Here is a 26,282-nt window from a genome sequence, read left to right on the forward strand (position 1 = left end):
TTTTTCTAGGTGTAGTACTGGACAGATAGGCGCCGCTGGCGTTCCCCAGCGGGCGCGCTGGGGTATAGTGCGCGCCCTGCGTGACCCCTTGAGGAAGCTCCGTCGTGAATACCCTGTTGCTGCTGTGCCGTACCGGATTCGAAGGCGAGGTCTGCGCCGAGCTTGGCGAGCGGGCGGCGCTGCTCGGCGTGGCCGGTTATGCCAAGGGCAAGCCGGGTGCGGCCTATGCCGAATTCGTCTGTGGCGACGCCGAGGGTGCCGCCCGGTTGATGCAGAACATTACCTTCGCCGAGCTGATCTTTCCCCGCCAGTGGTCCCGTGGCGCCTTTCTCAGCCTGCCCGAGCAGGATCGCATCGGCCCGCTGCTGGAGCTGCTGGCTGACTATCCTGTCTGCGGCAGTCTGGCCCTGGAGATGCCCGACACCAACGATGGCAAGGCGCTCTCCACCTTCTGCAAGAAATTCGAGCGCCCCCTGACCCTGGCGCTGCGCAAGGCCGGCCGCCTGGTGGACGATGCCCGGGCGCCACGGCTGCAGCTAACCTTTCTCAGCGGACGCGAGGTTTTCGTCGGCGTGGTCGAGCCGGGCAACGCCGCGCTCTGGCCCATGGGCATCCCGCGGCTGAGGTTTCCCCGCGAGGCCCCCAGTCGCTCGACCCTCAAGCTGGAAGAGGCCTGGCACCACTTCATCCCGCGTGCCGATTGGGAAACCCGCCTGTCCTCCGAGATGCGCGCCGTCGATCTGGGCGCCGCCCCGGGTGGCTGGACCTGGCAGTTGGTGGCCCGCGAGATGCTGGTGACGGCGGTGGACAACGGCCCCATGAACGAGGCGCTGATGGATACCGGCCTCGTCGAGCACCTGCAGGTCGACGGCTACGCCTTCGTTCCCAAGCGTCCGGTGGACTGGATGGTCTGCGACATCGTCGAGAAGCCCGCGCGCACCGCGGCGCTGATCGAGCGCTGGATCGGCGAGGGCCACTGCCGCGAGGCGGTGGTCAATCTCAAGCTGCCGATGAAGCAGCGCTATCGCGAAGTGGCCGGCATCCTCGAACGCCTGCGCCATCACTTCAAGGATCGTGGCCAGCGCGTGGTCATCGGCTGCAAGCAGCTTTACCACGACCGCGAGGAGGTGACCTGTCATCTGCGCCGGCTGGATCGTAAACCCTGAGAACCTATCCAAAGTTTGCTGCGCGTCGGCCAGGCTGCGTTGAAAACCGCCTGGATCGCCAGCCCTGTCGAAATGCTCATTTACACTCGTAAACTGCGCTTCCTCGACGGCTTTATTCGCTGGCGCTCACCCTTCGGGCCAGCCGTTGGCTGTTACTCTCGCTGGTCGTTGCGCCTTGCCTGTCTCTAGCTCGCGAAACTTTGCACAGGTTCTCGCGCCTACTCGATATCTATTTTTAGCGTTTTCTGGAGTGCCGATGACCCTCGAAGCCGATGCCACCCTCGACGCCAGCGGGCTCAACTGCCCGGAGCCGGTGATGATGCTGCACAACAAGGTGCGCGACATCGCCCCCGGCGCCCTGCTCAAGGTCATCGCCACCGATCCCTCCACCCAGCGCGACATCCCCAAGTTCTGCGTCTTCCTCGGCCATGAGCTGGTGGAGAAGAGCGAAGGGGAAGGGCGCTACCTGTACTGGATCCGCAAGAAGGTGGAATGACTTCCAGCGCAGGGCTCGCTTTGCTGCTGTGACTTGGCTCACAATCGCCGGTCCATCGCGCCTGTTGCCTCGACCGCCACGCCGGCTGCGCTGACCTTTGAAGACGAGCTGGCTGCACTTCAGGCCAGAAACCTGGGGTATCAGGCTTACAGCGAGCAGTACCACGCCCTTCGTCAACGTTACGGCCCGGATCGCTGAAAACGGCGCTGAGCCGAGGATGTTGGGCTTCGCTGCGCTCAACCCAACCTACGTTGATGCGGTTCTGTAGGTTGGGCTGAGACGGCTCCATCGTCGAAGCCCAACAGGACGATGCCAGCCACCCCGCAGCATGGGAAACCGCGCAGCGTTTTTCACTGTGTGGCATCAAGTCCGTGGACAAGGCTGCGCCGTTGTCCACACTACGTTCAGCCCTGCAGGCCTGTAGGAGCGGCCCATGGCCGCGATAACGCCCGCTTACTTCCGGCAACTCAAGTTCAAGCTCAAGCCTCATCGCGGCCATGGGCCGCTCCTACATAGGCGAGTCATGCGTAGGTTGGGCTGAGACGGCTCCATCGTCGAAGCCCAACAGGGCAATGCCAGCCACCCCGTAGCGTGGAAAACCGCGCAACGTTTTTCACTGTGTGGCATCAAGTCCGTGGACAAGGCCGCGCCGTTGTCCAGGCTACGATCAAGCGCTAGCGGCCGCTCTGACCACCCCCACCAGATGCTCCCCCAGCCGCCGATGCTGGTTCGCTTCGAAATGCACGCCGTCCACTGGGCTTACCTGGATGAGCTCCCCGGCATCGACGAAGGTTGCGCCCTGGGCCTCGGCTACCTGTCGATAGCGCTCGGCCAATTGACGGGACTTAGCCGCGCCGCCGGCGAAGATCTCGCCAAGAAAGCCCACTTCCTCGATGGGGGCCGGTGCCATCACGATGAGCCTGGGCGTGGCGCCGTTCGGGCCGGCATTGCAGCGCTTGATCTCTTCCAGCAGCACCTGCAACGCACTGGCGATGTCCGCGGGCGTCACCGACAGCCGTGCCTTGAGATCGTTGGTGCCAAGCATCAGGAGCAGGACATCCACGGGCAGCTGGCTTTCCAGGCAGGGTCGGAGATAGGTGAGGCCGTTCTTGTGCTGGCCGTCGATGGGATCGTCGTGCACCGTGGTCCGCGCCGGCAGGCCTTCTTCGATCACCTGCCAGTCGCTGCCCAGGCCGCGGGCCAGGACGCCGGTCCAGCGTTCGTCCCAGCCGAAGCGTTCGAGCACGCCGGGCTGGGTCAGGGGACGGGTGCCGTGGGTGTTGGAGTCGCCATAACAGAGCAGGGTACGCAGGGGCATGTCAGGACCTCGCCAGGATAGAGTGACGTCCACCCTAGAGGCTTTTCCGCAGCGCCGCGAGGACCGACGGTCGTGCCAGCGGCCTCAGCCTTCGCCCGGCGCTTCGCTGCCCCGCGCCGCCTGATCCAGCGGCGAGCCGCCTACCTCGTAGCGCACGTTCATGCGCGGCGACGCCAGTTCGATGCCGGCGTCGTCCAGGTAGCGCTTGAGTTTGAGGTTGAAGGCCCGCGAGACCTCCCACTGCTTGATTGGCGCGGTCTTGAAGCGAAATCTCAGGATGGCCATGCCCGAATCGAAGCTCTCCACCCCCTGCAGCTCCAGCGGCGACCAGATGTCCCGGCCCATCAGCGGGTCCTGGCGCAGCGAGCGGCCGACCTCCTGGACCATCTCGATAGCCTTGTCCACCGACATCGCCTGCGGGATCGGCAGGCGGAAGATGGCGTAGCCGAACTGCCGCGAGTAGTTCTGGATGCTCTTGATCTCGCTGAAGGGGATGGTGTGGACGATGCCGTCGATGTCCCGCAGCCGCACGGTGCGGATGGTCAGGCCCTCGACGGTGCCCAGGTGGTTGCCCACGTCGACGTAGTCGCCGATGGCCAGGGAGTCCTCGATGATGATGAACAGCCCGGTGATGAGGTCGGCTACCAGGCTCTGGGCACCAAAGCCCACCGCCAGGCCGATGACGCCGGCACCCGCCAGCAGCGGGGTGACGTTCACGCCCATGTTGGCCAGGGCGACGATCAGGGCGATGACGAAGATGGTCAGGAACAGCACGTTGCGGATCAGCGGCAACATGGTCTGGGCGCGAGCGTTGTTGGGGCTCACGCGGTGCAGATTGAGGCTGCGATGGATGGCGGTGTCGGCCAGGATCCATACCAGCCAGGCCAGCAACAGGGTGCCGCCCAGGCCAAAGAACTTGCTGGCGACCGCATGGCCGTCACCCTGGCTGAACCCCAGCAGGGAGAGATTCCAGGCCCGTAGGGCCAGCTCGATCCCCACCAGCCAGATGACAATCCCCAGTACCAGCACGAAGAACGCCCGCAGCCGTTCGGCATAGGCTTCCTGGATTCGGCCGTGATGGCGCCGGTGCAGCAGGCGCGCCCTGACCAGGGCATTGAGCCCCATCGCGGCACCCATGGTCACGGCGAACAGCAGGGCCCGGCGCAGGGCGTCGCTGGTGTCCCCGGCGGAAACGAAGGTGGCCACCACCGAGACGGCCACCAGGATCAGCAGCGGCAGGTGCCAGAGCCGGGCGATCAGGTGGCGCACGCCTTGCAGGCCGCGCAGCGCCTGACGCTTGGCCAGGGGCTGGTTGCGGATCAGGTGGGCGATGGGGCGGCGGAATCTCAGGGCGAATTGCGCCGTGAGCAGGGCGGCGCAGATATTGGCGCCAATGGCGATGACCGCGGCCAGGTGCGGCCCCAGGGTCTCGGCCAGGTGCGGATCGCTGGCCACGCCACCCAGGGCCGCCAGGCTGCCGATGATCCACAGCGGGCGAAAGGCGCGCCGGCGCAGGATCAGCAACGCCCGGCTGCGGTGCGCGCCGCTGGGCAGGGAGCAGATCACTACTACCGTTGCCGCGAACAGCGGGCCGATGACGGCGGCATAGGCCAGGGTCACGGCCACGGTCTTGCCCAGGGAATCCGGCATCCACAGGGATACCAGCAGGGTGATGACGAACGCCAGCAGCCAGGGTGCCAGCTTGCGCAGGGCGAAACGCACCAGGTCCAGGGTCCGCGGTCTGAGCGGCAGCTCCTCGGCCAGCCCGAACCTGATGCGCAGCCGATGGCTGATGCTCTTCAGGCCCAGGGCACAACCGGCCCAGAAGGCCAGGGTGATGACGAAACCCGAGAGCAGATTGAGCCGCTGTTCGGGCGCGGGTGCCAACATGGCCAGCTCCGCGCCAGCCTGATCCAGCTGGAATTGCCAGCGCTCGCGCAGGTTGTCGCGCTGCAATTGCTGCTCGACCACCGTCATGGTGTCGGTGATCAGGCCGATCACTCCCTGGGAGGCGCTGGGTTCCGCCTTGGTCTGGGCGGCCTGCAGCTTCTTGAGATCCGCCAGCAGGCGATTGCGCTGCTGATCGCTTTCCAGGGTCTTGATGACCTGGTCCAGGGACTGGCCGAACTGGGGGTCGACCTGATCCTTCTCTGTACCAGGCAGCCCGGGCAGGGCTGCCTGGACCGGACCGATGAGCAGGAAGCAGAGGCAAAACAGCTGTAGCAGGCGAAAGATCATCGAAGCCGCACGCTCGCGAAAGGTGAAAACGCCCGTCCTGAACGGCCCAGGGCCGTCCGACGAGGGGGTCAGTGTAACAAGGGCTTGGCGCCGTGGATGCGTCGACGGGCACTGCGCGCCAGACGCACCGAAAGCAGGATGGCTGCGCAGGTCAGACCCAGTACCAGGCCCTGCCAGAGGCCGGCCGGTCCGCGTGGCGCACCGAACCAGTCGCTCAGTCCCAGCGCCCAGCCGACCGGCAGTCCCACGCCCCAGTAGGCCAGCAGGGTGATGACCATGGTCGCGCGGGTATCCTGATAGCCGCGCAGGGCGCCAGCGGCGGTGACCTGGATGGCGTCGGAGAACTGGAAGATGCCGGCGAACACCAGCAGCGAGGCCGCCAGCTGGATCACCGCCAGGTCCTGGGAGTAGAGCCCGGCGATGAAGGTACGCGCGGTCAGCATCAGGGTGCAGGAAACGCAGGCGCAGAGCAGCCCGGCGGCCATGCCGACGCCCGCGGCGAAACGGGCTTCGCGCGGCTCGCCGCGGCCCAGCGCCTGACCGACGCGGACGGTCACCGCCATCCCCAGCGCCAGGGGCACCATGAACACCAGACCGGAGAAGTTGAGCGCCACCTGGTGACCGGCCACCACGGTCGGGCCCAGTTCACCGATCAGCAACGCCACCACGGAGAAGATGCTGGACTCGGCGAATACGGCGATGCCGATGGGTACGCCGATGGCCAGCAGGGCGCGCAGCGTGGGTCCGTGCGGCCGCTCGATGCGGGCGAAGATGGCGCAGGAGCGATAGCGTTCGGTACGGATGATCGCCAGCATGGCCAGCAGCATCGCCCACATCACTGTGCCGGAGGCGAAGCCGCAGCCGGCGCCGCCCAGGGCCGGCAGGCCCAGGTGGCCCTGGATGAAGATCCAGTTCAGCGGCACGTTCAGCGCCAACCCCGCGAGGCCGACCAGCATCGCCGGCCGGGTGCGCCCGAGGCCGTCGCTGAAGCAGCGCAGCACATAGTAGAAGGCGGTGGCTGGCAACCCCATGGCGATGCCCTTGAGATAGAGCAGGGTCGGGCCGATCAGTTGCGGGTCGACGTGCATGGCCACCAGCAGCGGCCGGGCATTGAGCAGCAGCAGGCTGGCGATGAGGCCGCAGCCCAGGGCCAGCCACAGCGCCTGGCGCACCAGCGAGCCGATCTCACCGCTGCGCCCGCCGCCGTGGCGCTCGGCTACCTTGGGCGTGGTCGCCAGCAGGATGCCGGTCATCAGCAGGAACACCGGAATCCACACGGAGTTGCCCAGGGCGACGGCAGCCAGATCCAGCGGGCCGACACGGCCGGCCATCACGGCGTCGACGAAGCCCATGGCCGAATGCGAGAGCTGGGCGATGACGATGGGCGCGGCCAGGGAGAGCAGGGCGCCGAATTCACGTCTGATACGAGGCAGAGAGGAGGTCACTTGAGCGGTCGGTCAGCTTCGGGGCCAATAGTCTAGACCTCATGGCCGGCGTGGCAAGCCTCGCGGCGACCGTTGCCTGGTGCGAATGGCCTGCTAAAGTGCCGATCCCCGCCCTTGCGAGTGCCCAGGCATGCACATCCTTGCCGACGAAAACATACCGCTGCTGGACGCCTTTTTCGGACCCCATGCGACCCTCGAACGCCTTCCTGGCCGCGCCTTCGATCGCGAAGCCGTGGGCCGCGCCGATGCGCTGCTGGTGCGCTCCATCACCCGCATCGACGAGACGCTGCTGGCAGGTTCGAAGGTCGGCTTCGTTGGTACCTGCACCATAGGCACCGACCATCTCGATCTCGGCTATCTGCAGCAGGCGGGCATCCGCTGGAGCAACGCCCCCGGCTGCAATGCCCGTGGGGTGGTGGACTGGGTGCTTGGCGCGCTGCTGGCGCTGGCCGATGGCACCGGCGCGGAGCTGGCGCAGCGGACCTATGGCATCGTCGGCGCCGGTCAGGTCGGCGGCCGCCTCGCCAAGGTGCTGCGCGGACTGGGCTGGACGGTACTGGTCTGCGATCCGCCGCGTCAGGCGGTGGAGCAGGGCGACTTCCATAGCCTGGATGAGCTGATCGCGCGGTGTGACGTGCTCTGTCTGCATACGCCACTGATCCGCGCGGGTGCGCAGCGCACCCTGCACCTGTTCGATGCCGACCGCCTGACCAGCCTGCGCCCAGGAAGCTGGCTGCTCAATGCTTGCCGCGGCGAGGTGATCGACAACGCCGCGCTGCGTACTCATCTGGCCGGTGGCGCCGAGCTGGCGGTGGCACTGGATGTCTGGGAAGGCGAGCCAGGTATCGACCCTGAATTGGCCCGTCTCTGCCACCTGGGGACGCCCCATATTGCCGGGCACAGCCTGGAAGGCAAGTGGCGCGGCACGGCGCAGATCTATGAGGCGTTTTGCACCTGGGCGGGAGAAACGCCACGCTTGGGTCTGGGCGACCTGTTGCCGCCGCAGCAGCTGGAACGCCTGGTGTTCAGCGGGGACACGCCGCAGGCGACGGCCTTCAAGCGTGTCTGTCGTGTGGTCTACGATCCGCGTGATGACGATGCGGCGCTACGCGCGACCCTCGGCCTGCCGGCCCTGGCGCGTGCCCAGGCGTTCGACGCCCTGCGCAAGGGCTACCCCATGCGTCGGGAGATTCCGGGGCTGGTGCTCGAAGGGGCGGGCATGACTCGGCTGGCGAGTGCCCTGGGCTGCAGCTGGCGACATGGCGACGACTCCGAAAGCGGCGGTGTCGCTTAGGACAGAGCCGAAGCGGAAGCGTTCAGGCGGGGTAGCGGCCCCCACCAGTCGGCCTGGATGGCCGAGTGACGGGACGCACGGACTCAGTGGTATTCGCAGAGGTAGGCGGTGTCTTCCGCGACCTTGAGCTGGAACTTGGCGTTGGCCGGCACGGTGAACTGGCTGCCCGCGGCGAAGGTTTCCCAGGTCTCGCTGCCCGGCAGCTTCACGGTCAGGGCGCCGGCCACCACGTGCATGACCTCCAGCTGGCTGGTGCCGAATTCGTATTCGCCGGGGGCCATGACGCCCAGGGTGGCAGGCTTGGACTTCAGGCTGAAGGCGATGGATTTGACGGTGCCGTCGAAGTATTCGTTGACCTTGAACATCGGGTTTCCTTGTGCGAGAGCGGTTAGAACCGTCCGCGAGTATGCCCAAGGCCGTCCCCGGCTGTCACCGCTTCCTGCGTCGGTCAGCGCTCGAAGGCCGGCAGACTGGCCGGCAACAGCTTGGCGGTGTTGCGCGCGTCGGTCTCGGCACGATGGAGCACCCCGGTAAAGGCCAGTCCGGCCGACTCCAGCGCCGCGGTGAGGCCCAGCGGGCGCGCCAGGCCGCGGGCCTTGGCGAAGGCCTGTTTGAGATTGCGGTGCGGCACGCGGGCCAGGTGGGTGTGCAGGTCATGCTCACGCCAGGCGCGCTCGAGCAGGCGGCGGTCGAAGTCGCCCCAGCTGCACCAGCCGGCCAGGGTGGTTTCGTAGGCGCCCAGCCAGCGCTCGAAGGTTGGCCAGGTGCCCGCCAGCGGCTCGGCCCCATCGACATCGGCCTGGCTGATATGGGTGAGGTCGCGGCAGAAGGGTGTCAGCAGCGGCAGGCGCTCAGGCTGGACGAAGCTCTGGTAGCGATCCAGCTCCTGGCCCTCGGCGTCCACCATCACCGCGCCGATCTCGATGATCTCCATCAATTCCAGCGGCCAGCCACCTTCGTCGGTGGTCGCTTCCAGGTCCAGCACCAGCCAATGCTTCATTGTCACGCCCTCGGGCCAGCCGCCTCGCTCATCGCAGATAAGACGGCCGAAAAATCTCTGGGTTGCGTAGCATCGTGCGAATGGATGTTACATTCATGACTGTATAGCGACATCTGGTCACGATTCGCTTGTGAGGCCCCAGCCTTGGTTTTAAGCTTCAAGCCTCTTCTCTGCGAGTTTCACCATGGAATGCCGTCCGGGTTGTGGCGCCTGTTGCATCGCGCCGTCGATCTCCTCACCGCTGCCACGCATGCCCCAGGGCAAGCCATCCGGCGTGCGTTGCGCCCATCTGGACAGCACCAATCGCTGCGATCTGTTCGGCTCGCCGCTACGTCCTGCCGTATGTGGAGGCTTCCTGGCCGAGCCGGCCTTCTGTGGCACCAGCAGTGCCGAGGCCATGGCCATCCTGTTGCGGCTCGAAGGCGAGACCGCCGCCTGATCCGATCACTCGACAACGCTCTCCGACAACCACAACAACAAGGGACGTCCCATGCACAAGCCGCTTCGCTCCATCCTTGCCCTGACCTTGCTCGCAGCCACCGGCCTGGCCCAGGCCGAGGACTGGCAGCTCGCCAAGCAGGAAGACGGTATCCAGGTCTATACCCGTGCCGTCGCTGGCTCCAAGTACAAGGCCTACCGCGGTGTGGTCCAGATCAAGGCCGATCCGGCCACCATCGCTCGCCTGCAGGATGATCCGGTGGGCTCGTGCAAGTGGATCTTCCGCTGCCAGTCGCTGCAGGTGCTCAAGCGTCAGGACAACCAGGCCTGGACCTATATGCGCATCGATATGCCCTGGCCGGTGACCGCGCGCGACGTGGTGCTGCACATCACCGAGCAGAAGACCCCCGACGGCGGTTTCACCCGTACCCTCGAAGGTCAGCCGGATTACCGTCCCGCCGCCGATGGCTATGTACGGGTGGCGAGCTTCCAGGGCCAGTGGCGCGTGGTGCCGAAGAATGGCGGCTCGGAAGTGACCTACGAGGCCCAGAGCGAGCCGGGTGGCAGCGTGCCGTCCTGGCTGGCCAACAGCTTTGTGGTGGATGCACCGCTCAACACCTTGAAAGGCTTGCGCCAGGCCGCGCAGCGCTGATCGATCATTTCTATCCAAAGGCCTGGCGCCCCTGGCGCCGGCCTTTTAATACCACCCCTATGATTTTGAGGCGTGGAGAATGTGCCTCCCTGCCTCGACAGCTGTAATCAACGAGCAGGGAGGGTGGCTGCCTGACTGCGTCTTCTACGACGCCAGCCATCCACCAGGCGGAAGGCCAGCAATGCAGCGCCGATGGCGGCATAGATCAACCACTCCTCTAGGTCCGAGCGTACGATCCACAGGTAGTGCAAGAGCCCCAGGCCCAGCACCAGGTAGGCCAGCCGATGCAGCTCCTTCCAGCGCTTGCCCAGGCGGCGCATGGCCGGGCGATTGGAGGTGACGGCCAGGACCAGCAGGATCAGCAGGGCTGCGGCACCGACGATGATGTAGGGGCGGCGCTGCAACTCCACGCCCAGTTGCGACAGGTCGAAGCCCAGTACGAAGGCCAGGTAGCCCAGGAAGTGCAACAGGGCATAGGTAAAGGTCCAGAGCCCCAGCTGACGGCGGATCACCGGCCAGAGCTTCCAGCGGGTGAGCCGCGACAGCGGGGTCAGACTCAGCGTCAGCAACAGCAGCACCAGGGCACCGGTGCCCAGCTTGTCCACCAGCGCCTTGCCTGGGTCCGGGCCGAGGGCAAAGATCCATGCCTGGTACAGCCACCACAGCGGCGGACAGAGTGCGGCGATGAACACCGCGACCCGCCAAAGCAGCAATCCCATCAGTAGTTTCTCCGCAGATCCATGCCGGCATAGAGCGAGGCCACTTCCTCGCCATAGCCATTGAACATCAGGGTCGGCCGGACGTTGGGGCTGAAGAGGCCGCTGGGCAGCCGACGTTCGCGGGCCTGGCTCCAGCGCGGGTGATCCACTTCCGGATTGACGTTGGCATAGAAGCCGTACTCGTTGGGCGCCATGCACTGCCAGGTGGTGCGCGGCTGTTCTTCCGCCAGGCTGATCCGCACGATGGACTTGATGCCCTTGAAGCCGTACTTCCAGGGCACGATCAGGCGTAGCGGCGCGCCGTTCTGGTTGGGCAGCACCCGGCCGTACATGCCTACCGTCATCAGGGTCAGCGGATGCATGGCCTCGTCCAGGCGCAGGCCCTCGACATAGGGCCAGTCCAGCAGGGCGAAGCTGGAGTTCATGCCAGGCATGTGCTTCGGGTCCTTGAGCGTCTCGAATCTGACGTAGCGGGCCTTGCCCGTGGGTTCGACGCGCTTGAGCAGGCTGGCCAGCGGAAAGCCCAGCCAGGGAATGACCATCGACCAGGCCTCCACGCACCTCATGCGATAGATGCGTTCTTCCAGGGTGTCGGGCCCGAACAGATCCTCCAGGCCATAGGTGCCGGGTTTGCCCACCTCGCCATCGACCACCACGCTCCAGGGTTGGGTCGGCAGCTGGCCCGCGTGGGCCGCGGGATCGCTCTTGTCCGGACCGAATTCGTAGAAGTTGTTGTAGTGGGTGGCGTCCTTGAAGGGGGTGATGTCTTCGCCCTTGACCGTGGCCGCCTGCCAACGGGTTTCCGGCAGCTTGCGCTCGAACCAGTCGGGGCCCTTGGCGGCGTCGACGTCACCATAGGTAGAGGCGGCGGCCATTGCCCAGCCGGGCAGGGCGGCACCAGCGAGCAGGGCGCCACTGGCACCGAGCAGCTGGCGCCGGGACAGGTAGACGGCTTCGGGGGTGATCTCCGACCCACGACAGGCAGAGCGCGGAACGATCTTGATCGGCATGACGAACCTCGACGGGATGCGCGCAGGAGGGCGCGGCTGGCTATCAGCGTGAGACATCCCGGTCGTGAAAAGCTTCCAGGCCAGACGATAGCCTGCCGCCCCGGTCTGGCGGAAGGCCGTTTCGCTCAGCCGAGCAACTTGTCCAGGGTGATGGGCAACTGCCGCACCCGGATGCCGGTGGCATGGAAGACCGCATTGGCGATGGCCGGGGCAACCCCGACCACGCCGATCTCGCCAAGCCCCTTGATACCCAGCGGATGCCCCAGGCGATCGTCTTCGTCCAGCAGCAGGGCCTTGAGCACGGGCACGTCGGCCTGGGTGGCCACCAGGGCTTCGGCCAAATCCGCATTCATCCAGCGCCCTTGCGCCAGGTCCAGTCGACTCTGTTCCAGCAGCGCCTGGCCGAGGCCCCAGATCATGCCGCCCTCCAACTGGTTCTGGGCCAGACGGCGATTGACGATACGGCCACCGGCGAAGGCACCCACCAGGCGGCGGACCCGGACCGTTCCCAGCTGCGGATCCACCGCCACCTCGGCGAACTGGGCGCCAAAGGCGGCACGACCGAGCGCCGGGCGTTGGGCCACCTGGTCGGCGGTGCTGGCTTCAGCGCTCACCTCGGCGAGGCCATGGCATTGCAGCAACGGGCCCAGCTCATGACATTGATCTGGGTCACGCTCGCTGACCAGAGCGCCGTCCGCGAGGCGCCAACCCCCGGCGTCGGGCGCATCCGCCCCGGTCAGTGCTACCAGGCGCCGGCGCAGCTGGTCGGCAGCGGCCTGGATGGCCGCACCGAGACTGAGCGTGGTGGAGGAGCTGGCGGTCAGGGAACTGTAGGGGAGGTCGGTGTCGCCCCCTTGCAGCTGAACACGTTCCAGGGGCAGACCCAGCGCCTCGGCGGCCAACTGAGTGAGCGCTGTCCAGCTGCCTTGGCCCAGCTCGTGGGTGGCGCTCTCGACCACCGCCGTGCCATTGGCGCTCAGCCGGATGCGTGCCGAGGCGGCCATCTGGGCGACATGGTAGACCGCGGTAGCCATGCCGTAGCCGATCAGCAGATCGCCATCGCGCATGGCGCCGATGCCGGGATCACGGTCCGCCCAGCCGATGGCGGCGGCACCGGCCGCGTAGCATTGGCGCAGGCTCTTGCTCGACCAGGGATTGCCGCTCTGGGGTTCCACGTCGGCATGGTTGCGTAGCCGTACGTCCAGCGGGTCCAGGCGCAGGTGATGGGCCCATTCATCCAGGGCGCTCTCGACCGCGAACTGGCTGACTGCCACGCCCGGGGCGCGCAGCCAGCTGGGTGCATTGAGGTGCAGCCGCGCCGTGGCATGGCCGGTACGTAGGTGAGGGCAGGCATAGAGCTTGGGCGTCATCTCGCCGACGGGTTCTATGAAGTTCGAGGTGTGGGCGTTCTGGATCAGGGCCTCCTGCAGCAGCACGCTCAGCTGGCCGTCGCGAGTGCCGCCCAGGCGCAATCGCTGGCGAGTGGCGCCCCGAAAGGGCATCAGCGAGAAGGTCTGCCGCCGGGTCAACACCAGCTTCACGGGCCGGCCGGCGAGCCGCGCCGCCATGGCTGCGAGCAGGGGATGGGCATTGCCTTTCTTGCCGCCAAAGCCGCCGCCGACCAGGGGCGAGCGAAAACGGATGCGCGTGGAGAAGTCCGCCTCGGCGCGACCGGCGCGCATCACGGCGGGGAAGTCCGGGCTGACGCCGAGGTCGAACGCCTGCGCCAGGGCATAGGCATCGCCATAGGTGAACTGGGTGCCGGCGTCCACCACCAGGCGACCCTGGTCGTCCCAGGCGGCGAGGGCCGCCCCGGGCTCCAGGGCATTGTGATGCTGGGGCTCCGTGGTGTACTCCAACTCCAGGCGCTCTTCCGCCTGCGTCCAGGCCGCATCGGGCTGGCCGCGCTCGGTGATCGCCGGTTCGCCGGCGCCGACCACCTGCGGATATTCAGCCGGCAGCCGGGTGAAGTCGAAGTCTTGCTTCAGCGCTTCTGCGCTGTACTCCACTTCGATCAGCTGTGCGGCGAATTCGGCCTGGTCCGCCCGCTCGGCGACCACTACCGCCAGGGGCTGGCCGCTGTATTGGAGGCGGTCGTCCTGCAAGGGCAGGAAGCGGCCCAGCTCGCCGCCGGGCAGGGTGTTGATCGGCTGCAGGCGCGGGGCGTTCAGGTGCGTCATGACCAGCAGCACACCCGGTGCCCGCTCGGCGGCCGCCACCACCAGCCGCGCCACCTGTCCTTGCGCGTGATCGCTCTGCACCAGGGCGGCATGCAGCGGCATGCCTGGGATGTCGCTATGGGTGAGATCGGCGCTGTAGCGGGCGGCACCCGTGACCTTGGCCGGGCTTTCGAGGCGGTGAGGGGCAGAGGACATGGGCAGGCTCCGGTGGGTGGCCATTCGGCAGACCGGCCCTGGCGGCGTGCCGTTCGTGCCACTGGTCGCGTGCCATACTGCGGCGACCTCTCGCCCTCAGGAGTGCCCGATGAAGAAGCTGATCAATAACCCCGTCACCGTGGTTCGCGAGCTGCTCGAAGGTCTCGTGAGCCTGGACCCCGGTCTTGCCCTGCTGGCCGACGAACAGGTGATACTACGCCAGCCCTTGGCTGACGTCCGCGAACGCCCGGTGGCGGTTATCTCCGGTGGCGGCAGCGGCCATGAACCGGCCCATGCCGGCTACGTCGGCGAGGGGATGCTGACGGCGGCGGTGGCGGGCGACGTCTTCACCTCGCCCAGCGTGGATGCCGTACTGGCGGCCATCCGGGCGGCGGCCGGCCCGGCGGGCGCGCTGCTGGTCGTCAAGAACTACACCGGTGACCGCCTCAACTTCGGCCTCGCCGCGGAACTGGCCCGCAGCGAAGGCATTCCCGTCGAAACGGTGCTGGTGGCGGACGACGCGGCCCTGCGCCATACCGTGGCGCCGGAGAAGCGTCGTGGCATCGCCGGCACCGTGTTGATCCATAAGCTCGCCGGCGCCGCTGCCGCCGCTGGGCGACCCCTCGCCGAGGTGGCCAGCCTGGCGCGCGCGGCCAGCGCCGAACTGCGCAGCATGGGGGTCGCCCTAGGCGCCTGCACGGTGCCGGCGGTGGGGCACCCAGGCTTCGAACTGGCGGACGACGAGGTGGAGTGGGGCCTTGGTATCCACGGCGAGCAGGGCGTCGAGCGCGGGCCCTGGCTAGGCGCCGATGCCACCGTGGCGCGACTGCTGGATACCCTGGTCGAGGATGGCGGCTATCCTGGCGGGACGCGTCTCGCCTTGCTGGTCAATGGCCTGGGCGCCACGCCGCCGCTGGAGCTCGCCCTGGTGGCCCGGGCGGCGCTGATCGAGTTGCGTCGGCGCGGCCTGAGCGTGGAGCGGGCTTGGACCGGTACCTTCCTCAGTGCCCTGGACATGCCGGGCTGTTCGCTGTCGCTGCTACCGGTGGACGAGGCGCGCCTGGCATTGCTGGATGCGCCAACCCAGGCGCGGGCCTGGCCCGGTGACGGTCGGGTGCCAGCGGCGCCGCGTCTGCTGTCCGCGCCTCAGGTGACGGCCGAGGCGACGACGTGCACGCCCGGTCCCCTGGCGGAGCGCCTGCATGCCGCAGTGGACGCCGTGATCGCCAGCCTGTTGGCCAACGAAACCCGTCTCACCGACCTGGACAGCCGCGCCGGTGATGGCGATCTGGGCACCAGCCTGGCCCGTGGCGCCGAGGCGATGCGCGCCCTGACAGCCAGCGCCTGGTACACCCCGGCCAGTGCCCTGGCAGCCATGGGACAGGCCCTGCGGCGTGCCATCGGTGGCAGTTCCGGACCCTTCTATGCCTGCGCGCTGGTCCGCGCGGCCCAGGTGTTGGACGGGGTCGCGCGACCGACACTGGCCCAGTGGGCCCAGGCCTTCGATCAGGGTGTCCAGGCGCTGGCGGAGCTGGGCGGCGCCCAGCCGGGCCAGCGCACGATGCTCGATGCACTTCGACCTGCCGCGGATACCTTGCTGGCAGCTGCCCAGGCTGGCTCCAGCCCGGCGCAGGCCTTCGCCGAAGCGGTGGCTGCCGCTCGGAAGGGCGCCGAGGCTACCGCCGAGATGGTTCCGGCCCAGGGCCGTGCCAGTTACCTGGGCGAACGTACCCGTGGCATTCCCGATGGCGGCGCCGTGGCCGTGGTCTGTTGGCTGGGCGCGTTGGAACCCGTGATCGCCCGCTAGCGCGAACCAACGCCATGGCCGGTCCCGCGACGTCCGGGCCAGCCATGGCGGCAGACCAGCGAGAGCAAGGCGCCGAGAAAGGCCAGTGCCATGTCTTTCTGTGCGTCCCAGGGATCGCCTTGGGCGCCGACGAAGGCTTCCGCGGCATCGCCCGCCAGCAGGTCAGCGCCCAGCCATTCCATGAGCTCGTAGCCCGCCGAGGAGGCGAGCACGAACTCGAGGGCGACATAGGCACTCTGCCAGCCGCGTAGCCCGGTCAGGCCCTGGACCACTTCACGAAGGGGACGGGCCAGCAGCAGCCCGTAGGCGAAATGCCCCAGGCGGTCGTAATGGTTGCGCTGCAGACCCAGAGCCTCGTCCAGGCGGAAACCGGTCAGCGCCTGCCAGGCATCGTCGTAGGGAACCTGGGAATAGGTGTAGTGGGCGCCGATCTGGTGCAGTACGAGAAACGCGAAGAGTTGCAGGCTGGCGCTGGCCGAGAGCGGAAACCGTCGCTGGATAACCACGATGGCTACCACTGCCAGGATTACCAGCAGCTGTTCGATCCCCCAGGTCAGCCGGTCCACGGGTGCCCAGCCGAGTGCCAGGGTAAGGGTGACCAGTATCAGCAGCAGGACCAGTTGTAGCCGGGAACACGGGGAAACGTTCAAATGCTTGGGGGCCTTGCGGGGACGGAAGGAGGCGAGTCGCGGTGGCGACCACTGCTGCATGGACAGATCGACACCTGCCAGCGTTCCAGCACCCGCGCGGCTTCGGTGAGAAAACCCCAGGCGCAACGCAGGCACCTGACGCCCGGGTACCCGTCGTCCAGGCGGCATGGGTACGCGAAACCTTCGCAGGGCCCCTGTAGGTTCCGGGTGCTGCTGGATCTCAAGTGCCGACCCAGGATCTAGGCAGCGATCTTGCTCGGATGCCGATGCGCCCCGTCTGCGGTCTGATCCCTAGCGAGATCGGGCGGTGCAGCGCGCTCGCCATGGTTCCCTTGCCTGACTGATCAAACCGACACGAAGGGTGCTACCTCGCGCAGCTCGATCAGCAGTGGTCGATCGGTTGGCGCGGTGGCGAGCAGGTCCTGGATATGATCCAGATCCCGCGCGCGTTCGGCCAGGCAGCCGAAGGCCCGCGTCAGCGCGAGAAAATCCGGGGTGACCAAGTCGACGCCCAGGGGCGTGATGTCCCGCTGTTCCATATAGCGGCGGATCTCGCCGTAGCCGTGGTTGTTCCACAGCAGGATGACGATGCCGATCCTCGCTTCCACGGCGCTCGCCAGCTCGCTGAGGGTAAAGAGCAGACCGCCGTCCCCGACCAGGCAGATCACCGGGCGCGTGGGGTCGGCCAGGCGTGCACCCAGGGCGGCGGGCAGGCCATAGCCCAGGGTGCCGTAACCGGTGGAAGCATTGAACCAGCGCCGTGGACCGTCCAATTCCACCAGGTGATTGCCGGCATAGACGGTCTGGGTGGAATCGCCCACGTAGCGCGCGTCCGGCAGCGCCCTTTGCAGCCGCTCGAACAGCTGGCGAAAGTGCGCCCAGCCGGCCAGTTCGCGCGCCAGGCCAGCCTGGGCAATGGCCGTGCGCCGGGCGCCGGGCCCGGCTGGGTCGAGTTTGCGGGCGGGCAGGCGTTGCAGCAGACCCTGCAGCGCGACCTGGGCGTCGCCCACCAGGCCTAGCCAGGGCGGGTGGCCGGTGACCAGCATCCTGGGGTCCAAGTCGATGCGGATCAGGTCGCCGGTCAGCTGGAAACCGCCGTCGAAGACCACATCGTAGTCGGTCTCGCCCAGTTCGGTACCCACTGCCAGGATGACGTCCGCCTCCCGCGCCAGGGCGCGTACCGGTGGTAGCGCCTGGTTGCTGCCCAGTGCCAGGGGATGGCCAGGTGGCAACAGACCCTTGGCATTGATGGTGGTGGCAGTGGGCGCATCCAGCGCGGCGGCCAGCGCGCGTACCTCGTCAGCCGCGTCCTGGCAGCCACCACCGATCAACAGCAGCGGACGTTCGGCCTCGCGCAGCCGAACCGCGGCGCAGTCGAGCAGGGCCGCGGCCGGCTCCGGGCGGGCCAGCTTGGGCTTGGGCATCAGTGCCAGGTGATCGGCCGGTGCCGTGATGATGTCCAGCGGCAGTTCCAGATGGACCGGCCTTGGCCGCTCGCCGTCGAACACGGCGAAGGCACGCGCCAGTACGCTTGGCAGGCCGTCCACCTCCAGCAGGGTATGGCTGAAGGCGGTAACCCCGGCCGTCAGGTTGCGCTGGTTCGGAAGCTCATGCAGATAGCCGGCGCCATGGCCGAGCCGCGCGCGTTCGTTGACGCTGGAAATCACCAGCAGCGGGACCGAATCGCCATAGGCCTGGGCCATGGCGGTCAGGCAGTTGGTCAGTCCGGGTCCGCTGATGACGAAGCATACCCCGGGCCGTCCGCTGGCCCGGGCATAGCCGTCCGCCATGAAGCCCGCGCCCTGTTCATGGCGTGGGGTGATGTGGCGAATACCGCTGCCGGGGAGGCCGCGATAGAGCTCCACGGTATGGACCCCGGGGATGCCGAAGACGGTGTCCACGCCCCAGGCGGCCAGTTGGCGGACCAGAAATTCGCCACAGGTGGTCATGCGCATTCTCCTCCAGGGTCGATCAGGCAGGACGGCCGGCAACCTCGGCGCGCGGCGTGAGCAGGCTTACCAGCACGAAGCTGAGCAGGCTCAGCGCCAGGCTGAAGTAGATCGGCGTATTGGCTTCCAGGCCATCCTTGAGCATGAAGACGATGGCCGCGCCGGATCCCAGCAGCATGCTCGCCAGGGCCCCGGGCGTGGTGGCGCGCTTCCAGAAAATGGCCCCTAGCAGGGGCACCAGGATGCCGCCCACTAGCAGGTTGTAGGCCAGCGTCAGGGCGCCGATGACGTCGTTCACCAGCAGCGCGATGACGAGCACGGCAAGGCCGGTGAGCAGGGTGAACAGTCGGGCCATGCCCAGGGTCGAGGCCTTGCCGCCGCGCAGCCGGGGCAGAAGGTCTTCGGTCAGGGTGGTGGACGCGGCCAGCAGGCCGGCGCTGGCGGTGGACATCATGGCGGCCAGGGCGGCGGCGATCACCAGGCCGCGAATGCCGTCCGGCAGGGCGCTGCGGACGATGGCGGCGAAGGCATTGTTGGCATCGCCCAGGTCCGGCAACAGCACCCGGGCGCACATGCCGATCAAGGCGCCCACCAGGCCATAGATCACGCAGTAAACCCCGGCCAGGCTGCCCGCCACCCGCGCCACGCCTTCGCTGCGAGCAGTGAAGACGCGCTGCCAGATGTCCTGGCCGATGAGGATGCCGAAGAAGTAGATCAGGAAGTAGGTGAGGATGGTGTCATAGCCAATGGTGGTCAGGGCGAAGGCGCTGGTCGGCAGCTTCGCCACCAGGGCGTCCCAGCCGCCTACTCGGGCGAGACAGATGGGCAGCAGCACGAACATCAGGCCGGCCGTCTTGATGATGAACTGGACGATGTCGGTCAGCGTCAGCGACCACATGCCGCCAATGCTGGAATAGATCACCACCACGCTGCCGCCGAGCAGGATGGCGCTCCAAAAGGGCAGTTCGAACAGCACCTGGATCACCGTACCCATGGCCAGCACCGAGACCACGCTGAGCATCAGCGCATAGACGAACATGATGGCGGCACTGGCCTGGCGTGCCAGGGGCGTGTAACGCCGTTCCAGCACCTGGGTCACGGTGAAGATGCGCAACTTGAGCAGTGGTTTGGCGAGAAACAGGTTGAGCACCAGGATGCCGCCGCCAAGCATGGCGCACAGCCAGAAGCCGGAAAGACCATGGACATAGCCCAGCCGTACCGTGCCGACGGTGGCGGCGCCACCCAGCACCGTGGCGGCCATGGTGCCCAGATAGAAGGCCGGGCCGAGGTTGCGGCCGGCGACAAGGAATTCTTCCTGATTGCGAGCACGGCGCATGCCGTACCAGCCGAGCAGGAGCATGGCCAGGGCGTAGGCCAGGACGACGGAAATATCCAGGATCATTGGCGGGATCTCTTGCAGGACTAGACAGGGCCGAGCGTGCCGGCCTCGTGACAGGTTCGGGGTCAGGCGGCGCGGATGCCTGTAAGCGATGTGCGGTCACGGCGGCGTCTGAGGCGCCGTGCGCCGACCGGGCCATAGACGGCAGCCGGTTCCGGGAACAGCAGAAGCAGCAGCAGATAGAGCAGGGCGGCGCTGCCCAGGGCCAGGGGCAGGCTCAGGTCGATGCCGCCGGCCAGATCGCCCAGAGGGCCCACGAACTGGCCGGGCAGGTTGACGAAAGCCAGCCCGAGCAGGGCACTGGGAATCCAGGCGCCCACGCCGCGCCAGTTCCAGCCATGGTGGAACCAGTAGCGGCCCCCGCGCTCGCCGCGGGTGAATACCTGCAGATCGTCCGGGCAATAGAAGCCCCGGCGGACCAGTAGGCCCAGGATCATGATCACCATCCAGGGGCTGGTGCAGGTCACGATCAGCACGGCGAAGGTGGAAACGCTTTGCACCAGATTGAAGCTGAAGCGCCCGATGAAGATGAAGGCGATGGCCGCCAGGCCGATCAGCAGGGTTGCCCGTACCCGCGTCAGCAACCGCGGCAGCACGCTGGAAAGATCCAGGCCGGTGCCATAGAGCGCCGTGGTGCCGGTGGACAGGCCACCGATCACCGCCAGCAGGCACACCGGCAGGAAATACCAGGTAGGGGCGATGGCCAGCAGGCCACCCACATAGTTGTTCTGCGCGATGTAGGTCGGGGCCTGCATCGCCACCAGGGAGGCGGTGACCAGGCCGAACAGAAAGGGAATCAGGGTGGCGGCCTGGGCCGTGATCACCGCCAGCAGGATGCGCAGGCGCGGCGTCTGCCGGGGAATGTAGCGCGACCAGTCGCCGAGAAAGGCGCCAAAGGACACCGGATTGCTCATGGCCACCAGCGCTGCGCCGACGAAGGCCGCCCAGAAGCCGGGCTCGCCCAGTCGCAGCGTGCCGGCGTAACCGGCATCGAAGCTGCCGACGAAGGCCGGGATGCCCAGCAGGAACAGCAGGCTGGCACTGACCACGGCGATCTTGTTGACCCACAGCATGAAGCGAAAGCCATAGAGGCAGACCGTCAGCACCAGCACGGCGAACAGTCCGTAGGCCAGGCCCAGGGTCAGGGCGTTCTCCGGCAGCCCGATCAGGAGCTGCGCCCCGCCTATCAGGGCATCACCGGAACTCCACACCGACAGCGAGAAGAAGGCGATGGCGGTGAGCAGCGAGAGAAAGGAGCCGACGATACGGCCATGGACGCCGAAGTGAGCGCCGGAGGAGACAGCGTTATTGGTGCCGTTGAGCGCGCCGAACAGGCCCATGGGCGCCAGGATCAGCGCGCCGCACAGGACCCCGGTCACGATGGCCAGTACGCCGGCCAGGAACGACAAGCCGAACAGGATCGGAAAGCTACCCAGGACAGCGGTGGCGAAGGTGTTGGCGCCGCCGAAGATCAGGCGGAAGAGATCGAAGGGGGTGGCATGGCGTTCGTGGTCGGGAATCTGCTCGACGCCGAAGGTTTCGATACGGGTGATGCCGTCATGATGATCCATGGATGACGCCTCGACACGGTTATACGCAGGGCAGGGCCCACGTTCTTGTTGTCGGCGAGCCAGGAGCCCGCCGGTGTTCGGCAGCGAAAGACAGCGGGTGGGCGACCGTCATGGCGGGTCACCGCACCGAAGGGGTTTAGCGGTAGGCCACCCCCGGCAGCACGCAGAGCATCTCGTAGAGCAGGTTGGCGCCGAGCAGGGCGGTGTTGCCGGTGGTGTCGTAGGGCGGCGACACCTCCACCAGGTCACAGCCCACCAGATCGAGGCCGCGGCAGCCGCGGATGATTTCCAGCGCCTGGATGGTGGTTAGCCCGCCGATCTCCGGGGTACCGGTGCCTGGCGCCCAGGCCGGGTCGATGCTGTCGATGTCGTAGGACAGGTACACCGGCCCGCCGCCCACCCGCTCGCGCACCTCGGCCATCAGCGGGGTCAGGGACTGATGCCAGCACTCCTCGGCCTGCACCACCCGGAAGCCCTGTTCGCGGCACCAGTCGAAGTCGTCGGCGGCATAGCCCTGGGCCCGCAGGCCGATCTGCACCACCCGGTCGCAGTCCAGCAGGCCTTCTTCCACGGCGCGGCGGAACGTGGTGCCATGGGCGATCTTCTCGCCGAACATGTGCTCGTTGACGTCGGCATGGGCATCCACGTGCACCAGGCCGATCTTGCCGTATTTCTTCTTCATGGCCCGCAGGATGGGCAGCGTCAGGGTGTGGTCGCCGCCCAGGGTGAGGGGGGTGACATCGTGCTCCAGCACCCGGTCGTAGTGCTCCTCGATCAGCCGCACCGTGTCCAGCAGGTTGAAGGTATTGATGGCGACATCGCCCAGATCGGCGACGCTCAGGGAATCGAAGGGCGCCGCGCCGGTGGCCATGTTGTAGGGACGGATCATCACCGATTCGCTGCGCAGCTGCCGCGGCCCGAAGCGGGTGCCGGAGCGCAACGAGGTGCCGATGTCCAGGGGGATGCCGATGAAGGCGGCGTCGAGTCCGGCCGGGGAAGTGAGGTGGGGCAGCCGCAGCATGCTGGCGATGCCGCCGAAGCGGGGCATCTCGTTGCCGCCTAGCGGCTGGTGCAGGATCTTTTCCACGGGTCATCCTCGTTGTGCTGATGACCCGATTGTGCAAAGTCACTGACCGGCGAAGAATCGGCGCGGGCAAAAAATCACTTCAGAGATTTCTGAACTAATGGCTAGACTGCCGGGCCGCGTCCACCGGGAGTCCGCCATGGCCAATGCTCTCCACGACATCCGCCTGCTCAAGCTGTTTGCCTGCGTGGTACGCCACCAGGGCTTCGCCGCGGCGCAGCAGGAACTTAACCTGTCCACCTCGGCCATCAGCACCTACATGAGCCAGCTGGAAGGTCAGCTCGGGGTCACCCTCTGTCATCGCGGCCGTGGCGGCTTCGCCCTGACCAGCAAGGGCGAACTCTTTCACCAGGAGACGCTGCGCATCCTGGGCGAGATCGAAGGCTTCGAACGCTATGCCACCACCCTCAAGGGCGAGTTGAGCGGCACCCTCAACCTGGGCGTGCTGGATTCACTGTCCAGCGAGCCGGCGCTGCCGCTGGCCGATGTGATCGGCAGCTATACCCACGACTATCCCGGCGTCCACCTGTATCTGGCGGTGACCAGTCCCTACGAGTTGCAGCTGGGCGTGCTCGAAGGACGGCTGGACCTGGCGGTGGGTGCCTTTTCCGCGCGCATGAACGGGGTGGTCTACCAGCCGCTGTACCGCGAGCAGCACTGGCTCTACTGCAGCGATCGTCATCCGCTGTTCCCGGAACGGCGCATTCCCGCCGAGGTGATCACCCGCCAGCGCATGGTGCGGCGCGGCTACTGGAGTCAGGCTGAGCTGGCACGCCATGGCTTCAAGGAAAGCGCCGCCACAGTCGAAAGCATGGAGGCCCAGCTCATCCTTATCCTCTCCGGCGCCTATATCGGCTACCTGCCGGAGCACTATGTCCATGCCTGGGTCGACCAGGGGCGCCTCAAGGCTCTGCAACCGGCGACCTTTGGCTATCAGGCGCCGTTCTCCCTCATCACGCGCCGAGGGCGTGGAAGGGAGCCGCTTATCCAGAGTTTTCAACGCATTCTTAAAGCCCAGATGCAACATGCCGATAGCGACTAGGACGATAACCAAAGGGTTACCGTTTTCACCTGTGCGGGCAATTAGCCACCATTTAAATGGTTGATGTCCCACGGAGTAGATAACCTGCTAGATAAGGCACCCGCATGCGCACGAATTTGCCGGTCACCCAACAGGGCCGTACCTTCAAGGAAGAAGAGCGACTCATCTCCACCACCGACCTGCAGGGGAACATCACCTACTGCAACGAAGCGTTCATCGCCATCAGTGGCTATACGCGGGAGGAGCTGATCGGCAGTCCGCACAATTTGGTGCGTCATCCCGACATGCCGCCCCCCGTATTCGGCCACATGTGGGCGACCCTCAAGGAGGGCAAGCCGTGGATGGGCATCGTCAAGAATCGCTGCAAGAACGGCGACTTCTACTGGGTCAGTGCCTACGTCACGCCGATCCTGGAACAGGGGCGGGTGATCGGCTACGAATCCGTGCGTTCCCTGCCCAGTGCCAACGAGGTGCGCCGCGCCGGCGAGCTCTATGCCCGGATCAATGCCGGCAAGGCACCCGTGCCCCGGATCCGTCGCCTGACCAGCGCCATCTCCGCCTGCTGGTCGACCGTGGCAGCCGCCGGCGTCATCCTGGGCGGTCACTTCCTCCTGGACGACACCGCTCAGGTAGCCCTTATCGTCGCCGCCCTGCTGGGCGTCAGTGCCCACCAGCTGTATCGCCAGCGCGCCAGTATCGAGCGCATTCTCGCCGATCATCCCAAGATGTTCTCCAGCGATGTGGTCGCGCCGACCTACAGCGACCAGATCGGCGCCCCGGCGCGTCTGGATCTCGCGTTGCACAGCGAAGCCGCGCGCCTGCAGACCGCCTTGACGCGTCTGGCCGACGTTGGCGACAGCGTACGCCAGAAGGCCCGCGAGTCTTCCCAGCTGTCCCAGTCCGGGGCCGAGCTGCTGGAGCAGCAGCGCCACGAGACCGACCAGTCCGCCGCCGCCATCACCCAGATGACCTCCACCATCCACGAGGTCTCGCAAAACGTCCAGGAGACCGCCCAGGCCGCCGCCAACGCGGAGAACATGGTGCATTCCGGACGCGACAAGGCTGAAGAAAGCCTGATGTCCATGCGCGAACTCGGCACGGCGGTCAGCGACATCGGCCAGGCGGTGGGCGAGCTGGCCAGCTCGACCCAGAGCATCGGCAGCGTCGCCGACGTCATCACCGCCATCGCCGAGCAGACCAACCTGCTGGCGCTGAACGCCGCCATCGAAGCCGCCCGTGCCGGTGAAGCCGGTCGTGGCTTCGCCGTGGTGGCCGACGAGGTCCGCTCCCTGGCCTCCCGCACGCGCGAGTCCACCGAACAGATCCACCAGATCATCGCCAAACTGCAGGCCAATGCCGAGCGCGCCGTGGCCACCGCCAGTCGCGGTGAAGAGACCTCGCGCCAGAGCGAACGCCATTCGGCGGCGGTGCGCGAGTCCCTGGAAGGCATCAGCGAATCGGTCAGCCTCATCACCGCCATGAGTCAGCAGATGGCCACCGCCGTGGAAGAGCAGAGCCATGTCTCCGAAGACATCAACCGGCAGATCAGCCGGATCGCCGATCTTTCCGACAACAGCTCGGCTCAGGCCCGCCGTGGCTCGGAACTGAGTCGCGAACTGGAAGGCATGGCCGACTACCTGCACGACCTCACCGCACGCTTCAATCGCTGAGGTGCCGGGGGAGCGTCGGTGATCCGGTATGATCGTCGCCGTCCTCCGCTGCGGAAATCCCGATGTCCCGTCCCGCCTGCGCGCGTTGCCAGCGCCCACTGTCGCTGTGCCTGTGCGCACTGATCCCTTCGCTGTCCAGCCATACGCGGATACTGCTGCTGCAGCATCCCAGCGAACGACGCCATCCGCTCAATACCGCGCGCCTGGCCGCCCTGGGGCTCGCCAATGCACAACTGGAGATCGGCGAGACCTTTGCCGACCTCCCACGCTGGCTCGCCGGCCATGAAGCCTGGCTGCTGTTCCCGGGCCCCGAAGCGGTCACGATCGACCGACTGCCGCCCGCGAGCGCGACCCCGGCGAAACGGCTGCTGGTGATTCCCGATGGCACCTGGCGCAAGGCGCGCCTGCTGCTGCACACCAATCCGGCGCTGGCGGCGCTGCCGAGGGTCTCCTTGCCACCCGGCCCACCGTCGCGCTATCGCGTACGCAAGGCCCCTGCAGCCGAGGCGTTATCCACCGTGGAGGCCGTCGTGGCAGCGCTGAATGCACTGGAGGCACCGGCCCGCTTCGAGGCCTTGCTGGCGCCTTTCGAAGCGCTCATCGATGGCCAGATCGCCGCCATGGGCGCAGAAACCTTTGCACGCAATCATCGCGGGCCGGTGCGGGGTGATTGAGGGAATTCCCCTGCTGCAGGACCACTCTACCTAGAGAGTCAGCAGAGGAGTCACGCCATGTCCCGCTTCCCGATCCATTCGTACGACGAATTCGCCACCCTTGCCGCCTATGCCATGCCCCGCGCGGGGGGCGAGCCCGATCAGCCCGATCCCGCCCCCATCCAGCCCAGCGAGCCGGGCGAGCCCACCGTCCCCGACCAAGCACCGCCGACCCCCATGGCCAGAGCGGCCTGATGCCACCGCGTCACCCATGAAAAAAGGGCGATCATCACTGATCGCCCTTTT

General features: G+C 66.9%; 23 protein-coding genes and 1 pseudogene. 11 read left to right on the plus strand and 13 right to left on the minus strand.

Going from position 1 to position 26,282, the window contains the following annotated elements:
* The first annotated feature begins 104 nt into the window (after nucleotides 1-104).
* Nucleotides 105-1,166: a 23S rRNA (cytidine(2498)-2'-O)-methyltransferase RlmM gene (gene rlmM / locus ACUCV0_RS04780; RefSeq protein WP_482212137.1), complete on the plus strand. Its 1,062-nt coding sequence runs from the start codon at nucleotides 105-107 to the stop codon at nucleotides 1,164-1,166.
* Nucleotides 1,167-1,422: 256 nt separating this feature from the next.
* Nucleotides 1,423-1,662, plus strand: a complete 240-nt coding sequence (gene tusA, locus ACUCV0_RS04785; RefSeq protein WP_027597771.1) for a sulfurtransferase TusA — start codon at nucleotides 1,423-1,425, stop codon at nucleotides 1,660-1,662.
* A 667-nt stretch (nucleotides 1,663-2,329) separates the two neighbouring features.
* On the opposite strand, the gene ACUCV0_RS04790 is transcribed toward tusA, so the two are convergent.
* From ACUCV0_RS04790 to ACUCV0_RS04800, 3 genes are all read right to left on the minus strand, one after another.
* Nucleotides 2,330-2,980: an SGNH/GDSL hydrolase family protein gene (locus tag ACUCV0_RS04790; RefSeq protein WP_482212138.1), complete on the minus strand. Its 651-nt coding sequence runs from the start codon at nucleotides 2,978-2,980 to the stop codon at nucleotides 2,330-2,332.
* Between the two features lie 84 nt (nucleotides 2,981-3,064).
* Entirely contained in the window at nucleotides 3,065-5,218 is a 2,154-nt protein-coding gene (locus ACUCV0_RS04795) for a mechanosensitive ion channel domain-containing protein (protein WP_313649706.1), read from the minus strand.
* A gap of 68 nt (nucleotides 5,219-5,286) precedes the next feature.
* A complete protein-coding gene (locus tag ACUCV0_RS04800) occupies nucleotides 5,287-6,663 on the minus strand; it encodes an MATE family efflux transporter (protein WP_482212139.1) in 1,377 nt (458 codons plus the stop codon).
* 130 nt (nucleotides 6,664-6,793) lie between these two features.
* Here ACUCV0_RS04800 and pdxB point away from each other — a divergent pair, with 130 nt between their 5' ends.
* On the plus strand, nucleotides 6,794-7,957 hold the full coding sequence (gene pdxB / locus ACUCV0_RS04805; protein WP_482212140.1) for a 4-phosphoerythronate dehydrogenase PdxB: 1,164 nt from the start codon (nucleotides 6,794-6,796) through the stop codon (nucleotides 7,955-7,957).
* An 83-nt stretch (nucleotides 7,958-8,040) separates the two neighbouring features.
* Here the strand turns inward: pdxB and ppnP are convergent, their stop codons facing one another.
* Complete coding sequence (gene ppnP, locus ACUCV0_RS04810; RefSeq protein ID WP_027597776.1) at nucleotides 8,041-8,322, minus strand: pyrimidine/purine nucleoside phosphorylase; 282 nt, start codon at nucleotides 8,320-8,322, stop codon at nucleotides 8,041-8,043.
* Nucleotides 8,323-8,405: 83 nt separating this feature from the next.
* Nucleotides 8,406-8,957 carry a 3'-5' exonuclease gene (locus tag ACUCV0_RS04815; RefSeq protein ID WP_482212141.1) on the minus strand — a complete coding sequence of 184 codons (552 nt, stop codon included), beginning with the start codon at nucleotides 8,955-8,957 and terminating at the stop codon, nucleotides 8,406-8,408.
* A gap of 184 nt (nucleotides 8,958-9,141) precedes the next feature.
* On the opposite strand from ACUCV0_RS04815, the gene ACUCV0_RS04820 reads away from it, so the two are divergent.
* Complete coding sequence (locus ACUCV0_RS04820; RefSeq protein WP_271654665.1) at nucleotides 9,142-9,396, plus strand: YkgJ family cysteine cluster protein; 255 nt, start codon at nucleotides 9,142-9,144, stop codon at nucleotides 9,394-9,396.
* Between the two features lie 51 nt (nucleotides 9,397-9,447).
* A complete protein-coding gene (locus tag ACUCV0_RS04825; protein WP_313649710.1) occupies nucleotides 9,448-10,047 on the plus strand; it encodes an START domain-containing protein in 600 nt (199 codons plus the stop codon).
* A gap of 107 nt (nucleotides 10,048-10,154) precedes the next feature.
* On the opposite strand, the gene msrQ is transcribed toward ACUCV0_RS04825, so the two are convergent.
* The 3 genes from msrQ to ACUCV0_RS04840 form a co-directional block, all read right to left on the minus strand.
* On the minus strand, nucleotides 10,155-10,766 hold the full coding sequence (gene msrQ / locus ACUCV0_RS04830; RefSeq protein ID WP_482212142.1) for a protein-methionine-sulfoxide reductase heme-binding subunit MsrQ: 612 nt from the start codon (nucleotides 10,764-10,766) through the stop codon (nucleotides 10,155-10,157).
* Nucleotides 10,766-11,776 carry a protein-methionine-sulfoxide reductase catalytic subunit MsrP gene (gene msrP / locus ACUCV0_RS04835; protein ID WP_482212143.1) on the minus strand — a complete coding sequence of 337 codons (1,011 nt, stop codon included), beginning with the start codon at nucleotides 11,774-11,776 and terminating at the stop codon, nucleotides 10,766-10,768. Before msrP ends, msrQ begins: the two co-directional genes overlap by 1 nt.
* A 125-nt stretch (nucleotides 11,777-11,901) precedes the next feature.
* Nucleotides 11,902-14,151, minus strand: a complete 2,250-nt coding sequence (locus ACUCV0_RS04840) for a xanthine dehydrogenase family protein molybdopterin-binding subunit (protein WP_482212144.1) — start codon at nucleotides 14,149-14,151, stop codon at nucleotides 11,902-11,904.
* Nucleotides 14,152-14,260: 109 nt separating this feature from the next.
* Between ACUCV0_RS04840 and ACUCV0_RS04845 the strand changes: the two genes are divergently transcribed.
* Nucleotides 14,261-15,958, plus strand: coding sequence for a dihydroxyacetone kinase family protein (locus tag ACUCV0_RS04845; RefSeq protein ID WP_482212145.1), 1,698 nt, complete (start codon nucleotides 14,261-14,263; stop codon nucleotides 15,956-15,958).
* Here ACUCV0_RS04845 and ACUCV0_RS04850 read toward each other — a convergent pair.
* From ACUCV0_RS04850 to speB, 5 genes are all read right to left on the minus strand, one after another.
* On the minus strand, nucleotides 15,955-16,668 hold the full coding sequence (locus ACUCV0_RS04850) for a DUF2238 domain-containing protein (protein ID WP_482212146.1): 714 nt from the start codon (nucleotides 16,666-16,668) through the stop codon (nucleotides 15,955-15,957). The genes ACUCV0_RS04845 and ACUCV0_RS04850 overlap by 4 nt on opposite strands.
* A gap of 284 nt (nucleotides 16,669-16,952) precedes the next feature.
* Nucleotides 16,953-18,557 (minus strand): 5-guanidino-2-oxopentanoate decarboxylase, encoded by a 1,605-nt coding sequence (locus ACUCV0_RS04855; protein WP_482212147.1) that lies wholly within the window; start codon nucleotides 18,555-18,557, stop codon nucleotides 16,953-16,955.
* A 22-nt stretch (nucleotides 18,558-18,579) separates the two neighbouring features.
* A complete protein-coding gene (locus tag ACUCV0_RS04860; RefSeq protein ID WP_482212148.1) occupies nucleotides 18,580-19,959 on the minus strand; it encodes a sodium:solute symporter family protein in 1,380 nt (459 codons plus the stop codon).
* Between the two features lie 62 nt (nucleotides 19,960-20,021).
* A complete protein-coding gene (locus ACUCV0_RS04865; protein WP_482212149.1) occupies nucleotides 20,022-21,527 on the minus strand; it encodes a purine-cytosine permease family protein in 1,506 nt (501 codons plus the stop codon).
* Nucleotides 21,528-21,663: 136 nt separating this feature from the next.
* Nucleotides 21,664-22,614, minus strand: coding sequence for an agmatinase (speB, locus tag ACUCV0_RS04870; RefSeq protein ID WP_482212150.1), 951 nt, complete (start codon nucleotides 22,612-22,614; stop codon nucleotides 21,664-21,666).
* 136 nt (nucleotides 22,615-22,750) lie between these two features.
* Between speB and ACUCV0_RS04875 the strand changes: the two genes are divergently transcribed.
* From ACUCV0_RS04875 to ACUCV0_RS04895, 5 genes and pseudogenes are all read left to right on the plus strand, one after another.
* Entirely contained in the window at nucleotides 22,751-23,653 is a 903-nt protein-coding gene (locus ACUCV0_RS04875) for a LysR family transcriptional regulator (RefSeq protein ID WP_482212151.1), read from the plus strand.
* 104 nt (nucleotides 23,654-23,757) lie between these two features.
* Nucleotides 23,758-24,039 (plus strand): annotated as a pseudogene (locus ACUCV0_RS04880) (PAS domain-containing protein); the annotation flags it as partial.
* Between the two features lie 153 nt (nucleotides 24,040-24,192).
* Entirely contained in the window at nucleotides 24,193-25,323 is a 1,131-nt protein-coding gene (locus ACUCV0_RS04885) for a methyl-accepting chemotaxis protein (protein ID WP_482212252.1), read from the plus strand.
* A 62-nt stretch (nucleotides 25,324-25,385) separates the two neighbouring features.
* Nucleotides 25,386-25,997, plus strand: a complete 612-nt coding sequence (locus ACUCV0_RS04890) for a tRNA-uridine aminocarboxypropyltransferase (protein ID WP_482212152.1) — start codon at nucleotides 25,386-25,388, stop codon at nucleotides 25,995-25,997.
* Nucleotides 25,998-26,054: 57 nt separating this feature from the next.
* Nucleotides 26,055-26,231: a hypothetical protein gene (locus tag ACUCV0_RS04895; protein ID WP_482212153.1), complete on the plus strand. Its 177-nt coding sequence runs from the start codon at nucleotides 26,055-26,057 to the stop codon at nucleotides 26,229-26,231.
* The last annotated feature ends 51 nt before the right edge of the window (nucleotides 26,232-26,282 follow it).

The sequence above is a fragment of the Pseudomonas sp. VMV1 genome, assembly GCF_056790235.1.

Bases quoted from the DNA above. Each gene is read 5' to 3' on its own strand.
- tusA (WP_027597771.1), top strand. From the start codon at position 1,423: ATGACCCTCGAAGCCGATGCCACCCTCGACGCCAGCGGGCTCAACTGC.
- ACUCV0_RS04790 (WP_482212138.1), bottom strand. From the start codon at position 2,980: ATGCCCCTGCGTACCCTGCTCTGTTATGGCGACTCCAACACCCACGGC.
- ACUCV0_RS04795 (WP_313649706.1), bottom strand. From the start codon at position 5,218: ATGATCTTTCGCCTGCTACAGCTGTTTTGCCTCTGCTTCCTGCTCATC.
- pdxB (WP_482212140.1), top strand. From the start codon at position 6,794: ATGCACATCCTTGCCGACGAAAACATACCGCTGCTGGACGCCTTTTTC.
- ppnP (WP_027597776.1), bottom strand. From the start codon at position 8,322: ATGTTCAAGGTCAACGAATACTTCGACGGCACCGTCAAATCCATCGCC.
- ACUCV0_RS04815 (WP_482212141.1), bottom strand. From the start codon at position 8,957: ATGAAGCATTGGCTGGTGCTGGACCTGGAAGCGACCACCGACGAAGGT.
- ACUCV0_RS04820 (WP_271654665.1), top strand. From the start codon at position 9,142: ATGGAATGCCGTCCGGGTTGTGGCGCCTGTTGCATCGCGCCGTCGATC.
- ACUCV0_RS04825 (WP_313649710.1), top strand. From the start codon at position 9,448: ATGCACAAGCCGCTTCGCTCCATCCTTGCCCTGACCTTGCTCGCAGCC.
- msrQ (WP_482212142.1), bottom strand. From the start codon at position 10,766: ATGGGATTGCTGCTTTGGCGGGTCGCGGTGTTCATCGCCGCACTCTGT.
- msrP (WP_482212143.1), bottom strand. From the start codon at position 11,776: ATGCCGATCAAGATCGTTCCGCGCTCTGCCTGTCGTGGGTCGGAGATC.
- ACUCV0_RS04840 (WP_482212144.1), bottom strand. From the start codon at position 14,151: ATGTCCTCTGCCCCTCACCGCCTCGAAAGCCCGGCCAAGGTCACGGGT.
- ACUCV0_RS04845 (WP_482212145.1), top strand. From the start codon at position 14,261: ATGAAGAAGCTGATCAATAACCCCGTCACCGTGGTTCGCGAGCTGCTC.
- ACUCV0_RS04850 (WP_482212146.1), bottom strand. From the start codon at position 16,668: ATGCAGCAGTGGTCGCCACCGCGACTCGCCTCCTTCCGTCCCCGCAAG.
- ACUCV0_RS04855 (WP_482212147.1), bottom strand. From the start codon at position 18,557: ATGACCACCTGTGGCGAATTTCTGGTCCGCCAACTGGCCGCCTGGGGC.
- ACUCV0_RS04860 (WP_482212148.1), bottom strand. From the start codon at position 19,959: ATGATCCTGGATATTTCCGTCGTCCTGGCCTACGCCCTGGCCATGCTC.
- ACUCV0_RS04865 (WP_482212149.1), bottom strand. From the start codon at position 21,527: ATGGATCATCATGACGGCATCACCCGTATCGAAACCTTCGGCGTCGAG.
- ACUCV0_RS04875 (WP_482212151.1), top strand. From the start codon at position 22,751: ATGGCCAATGCTCTCCACGACATCCGCCTGCTCAAGCTGTTTGCCTGC.
- ACUCV0_RS04890 (WP_482212152.1), top strand. From the start codon at position 25,386: ATGTCCCGTCCCGCCTGCGCGCGTTGCCAGCGCCCACTGTCGCTGTGC.
- ACUCV0_RS04895 (WP_482212153.1), top strand. From the start codon at position 26,055: ATGTCCCGCTTCCCGATCCATTCGTACGACGAATTCGCCACCCTTGCC.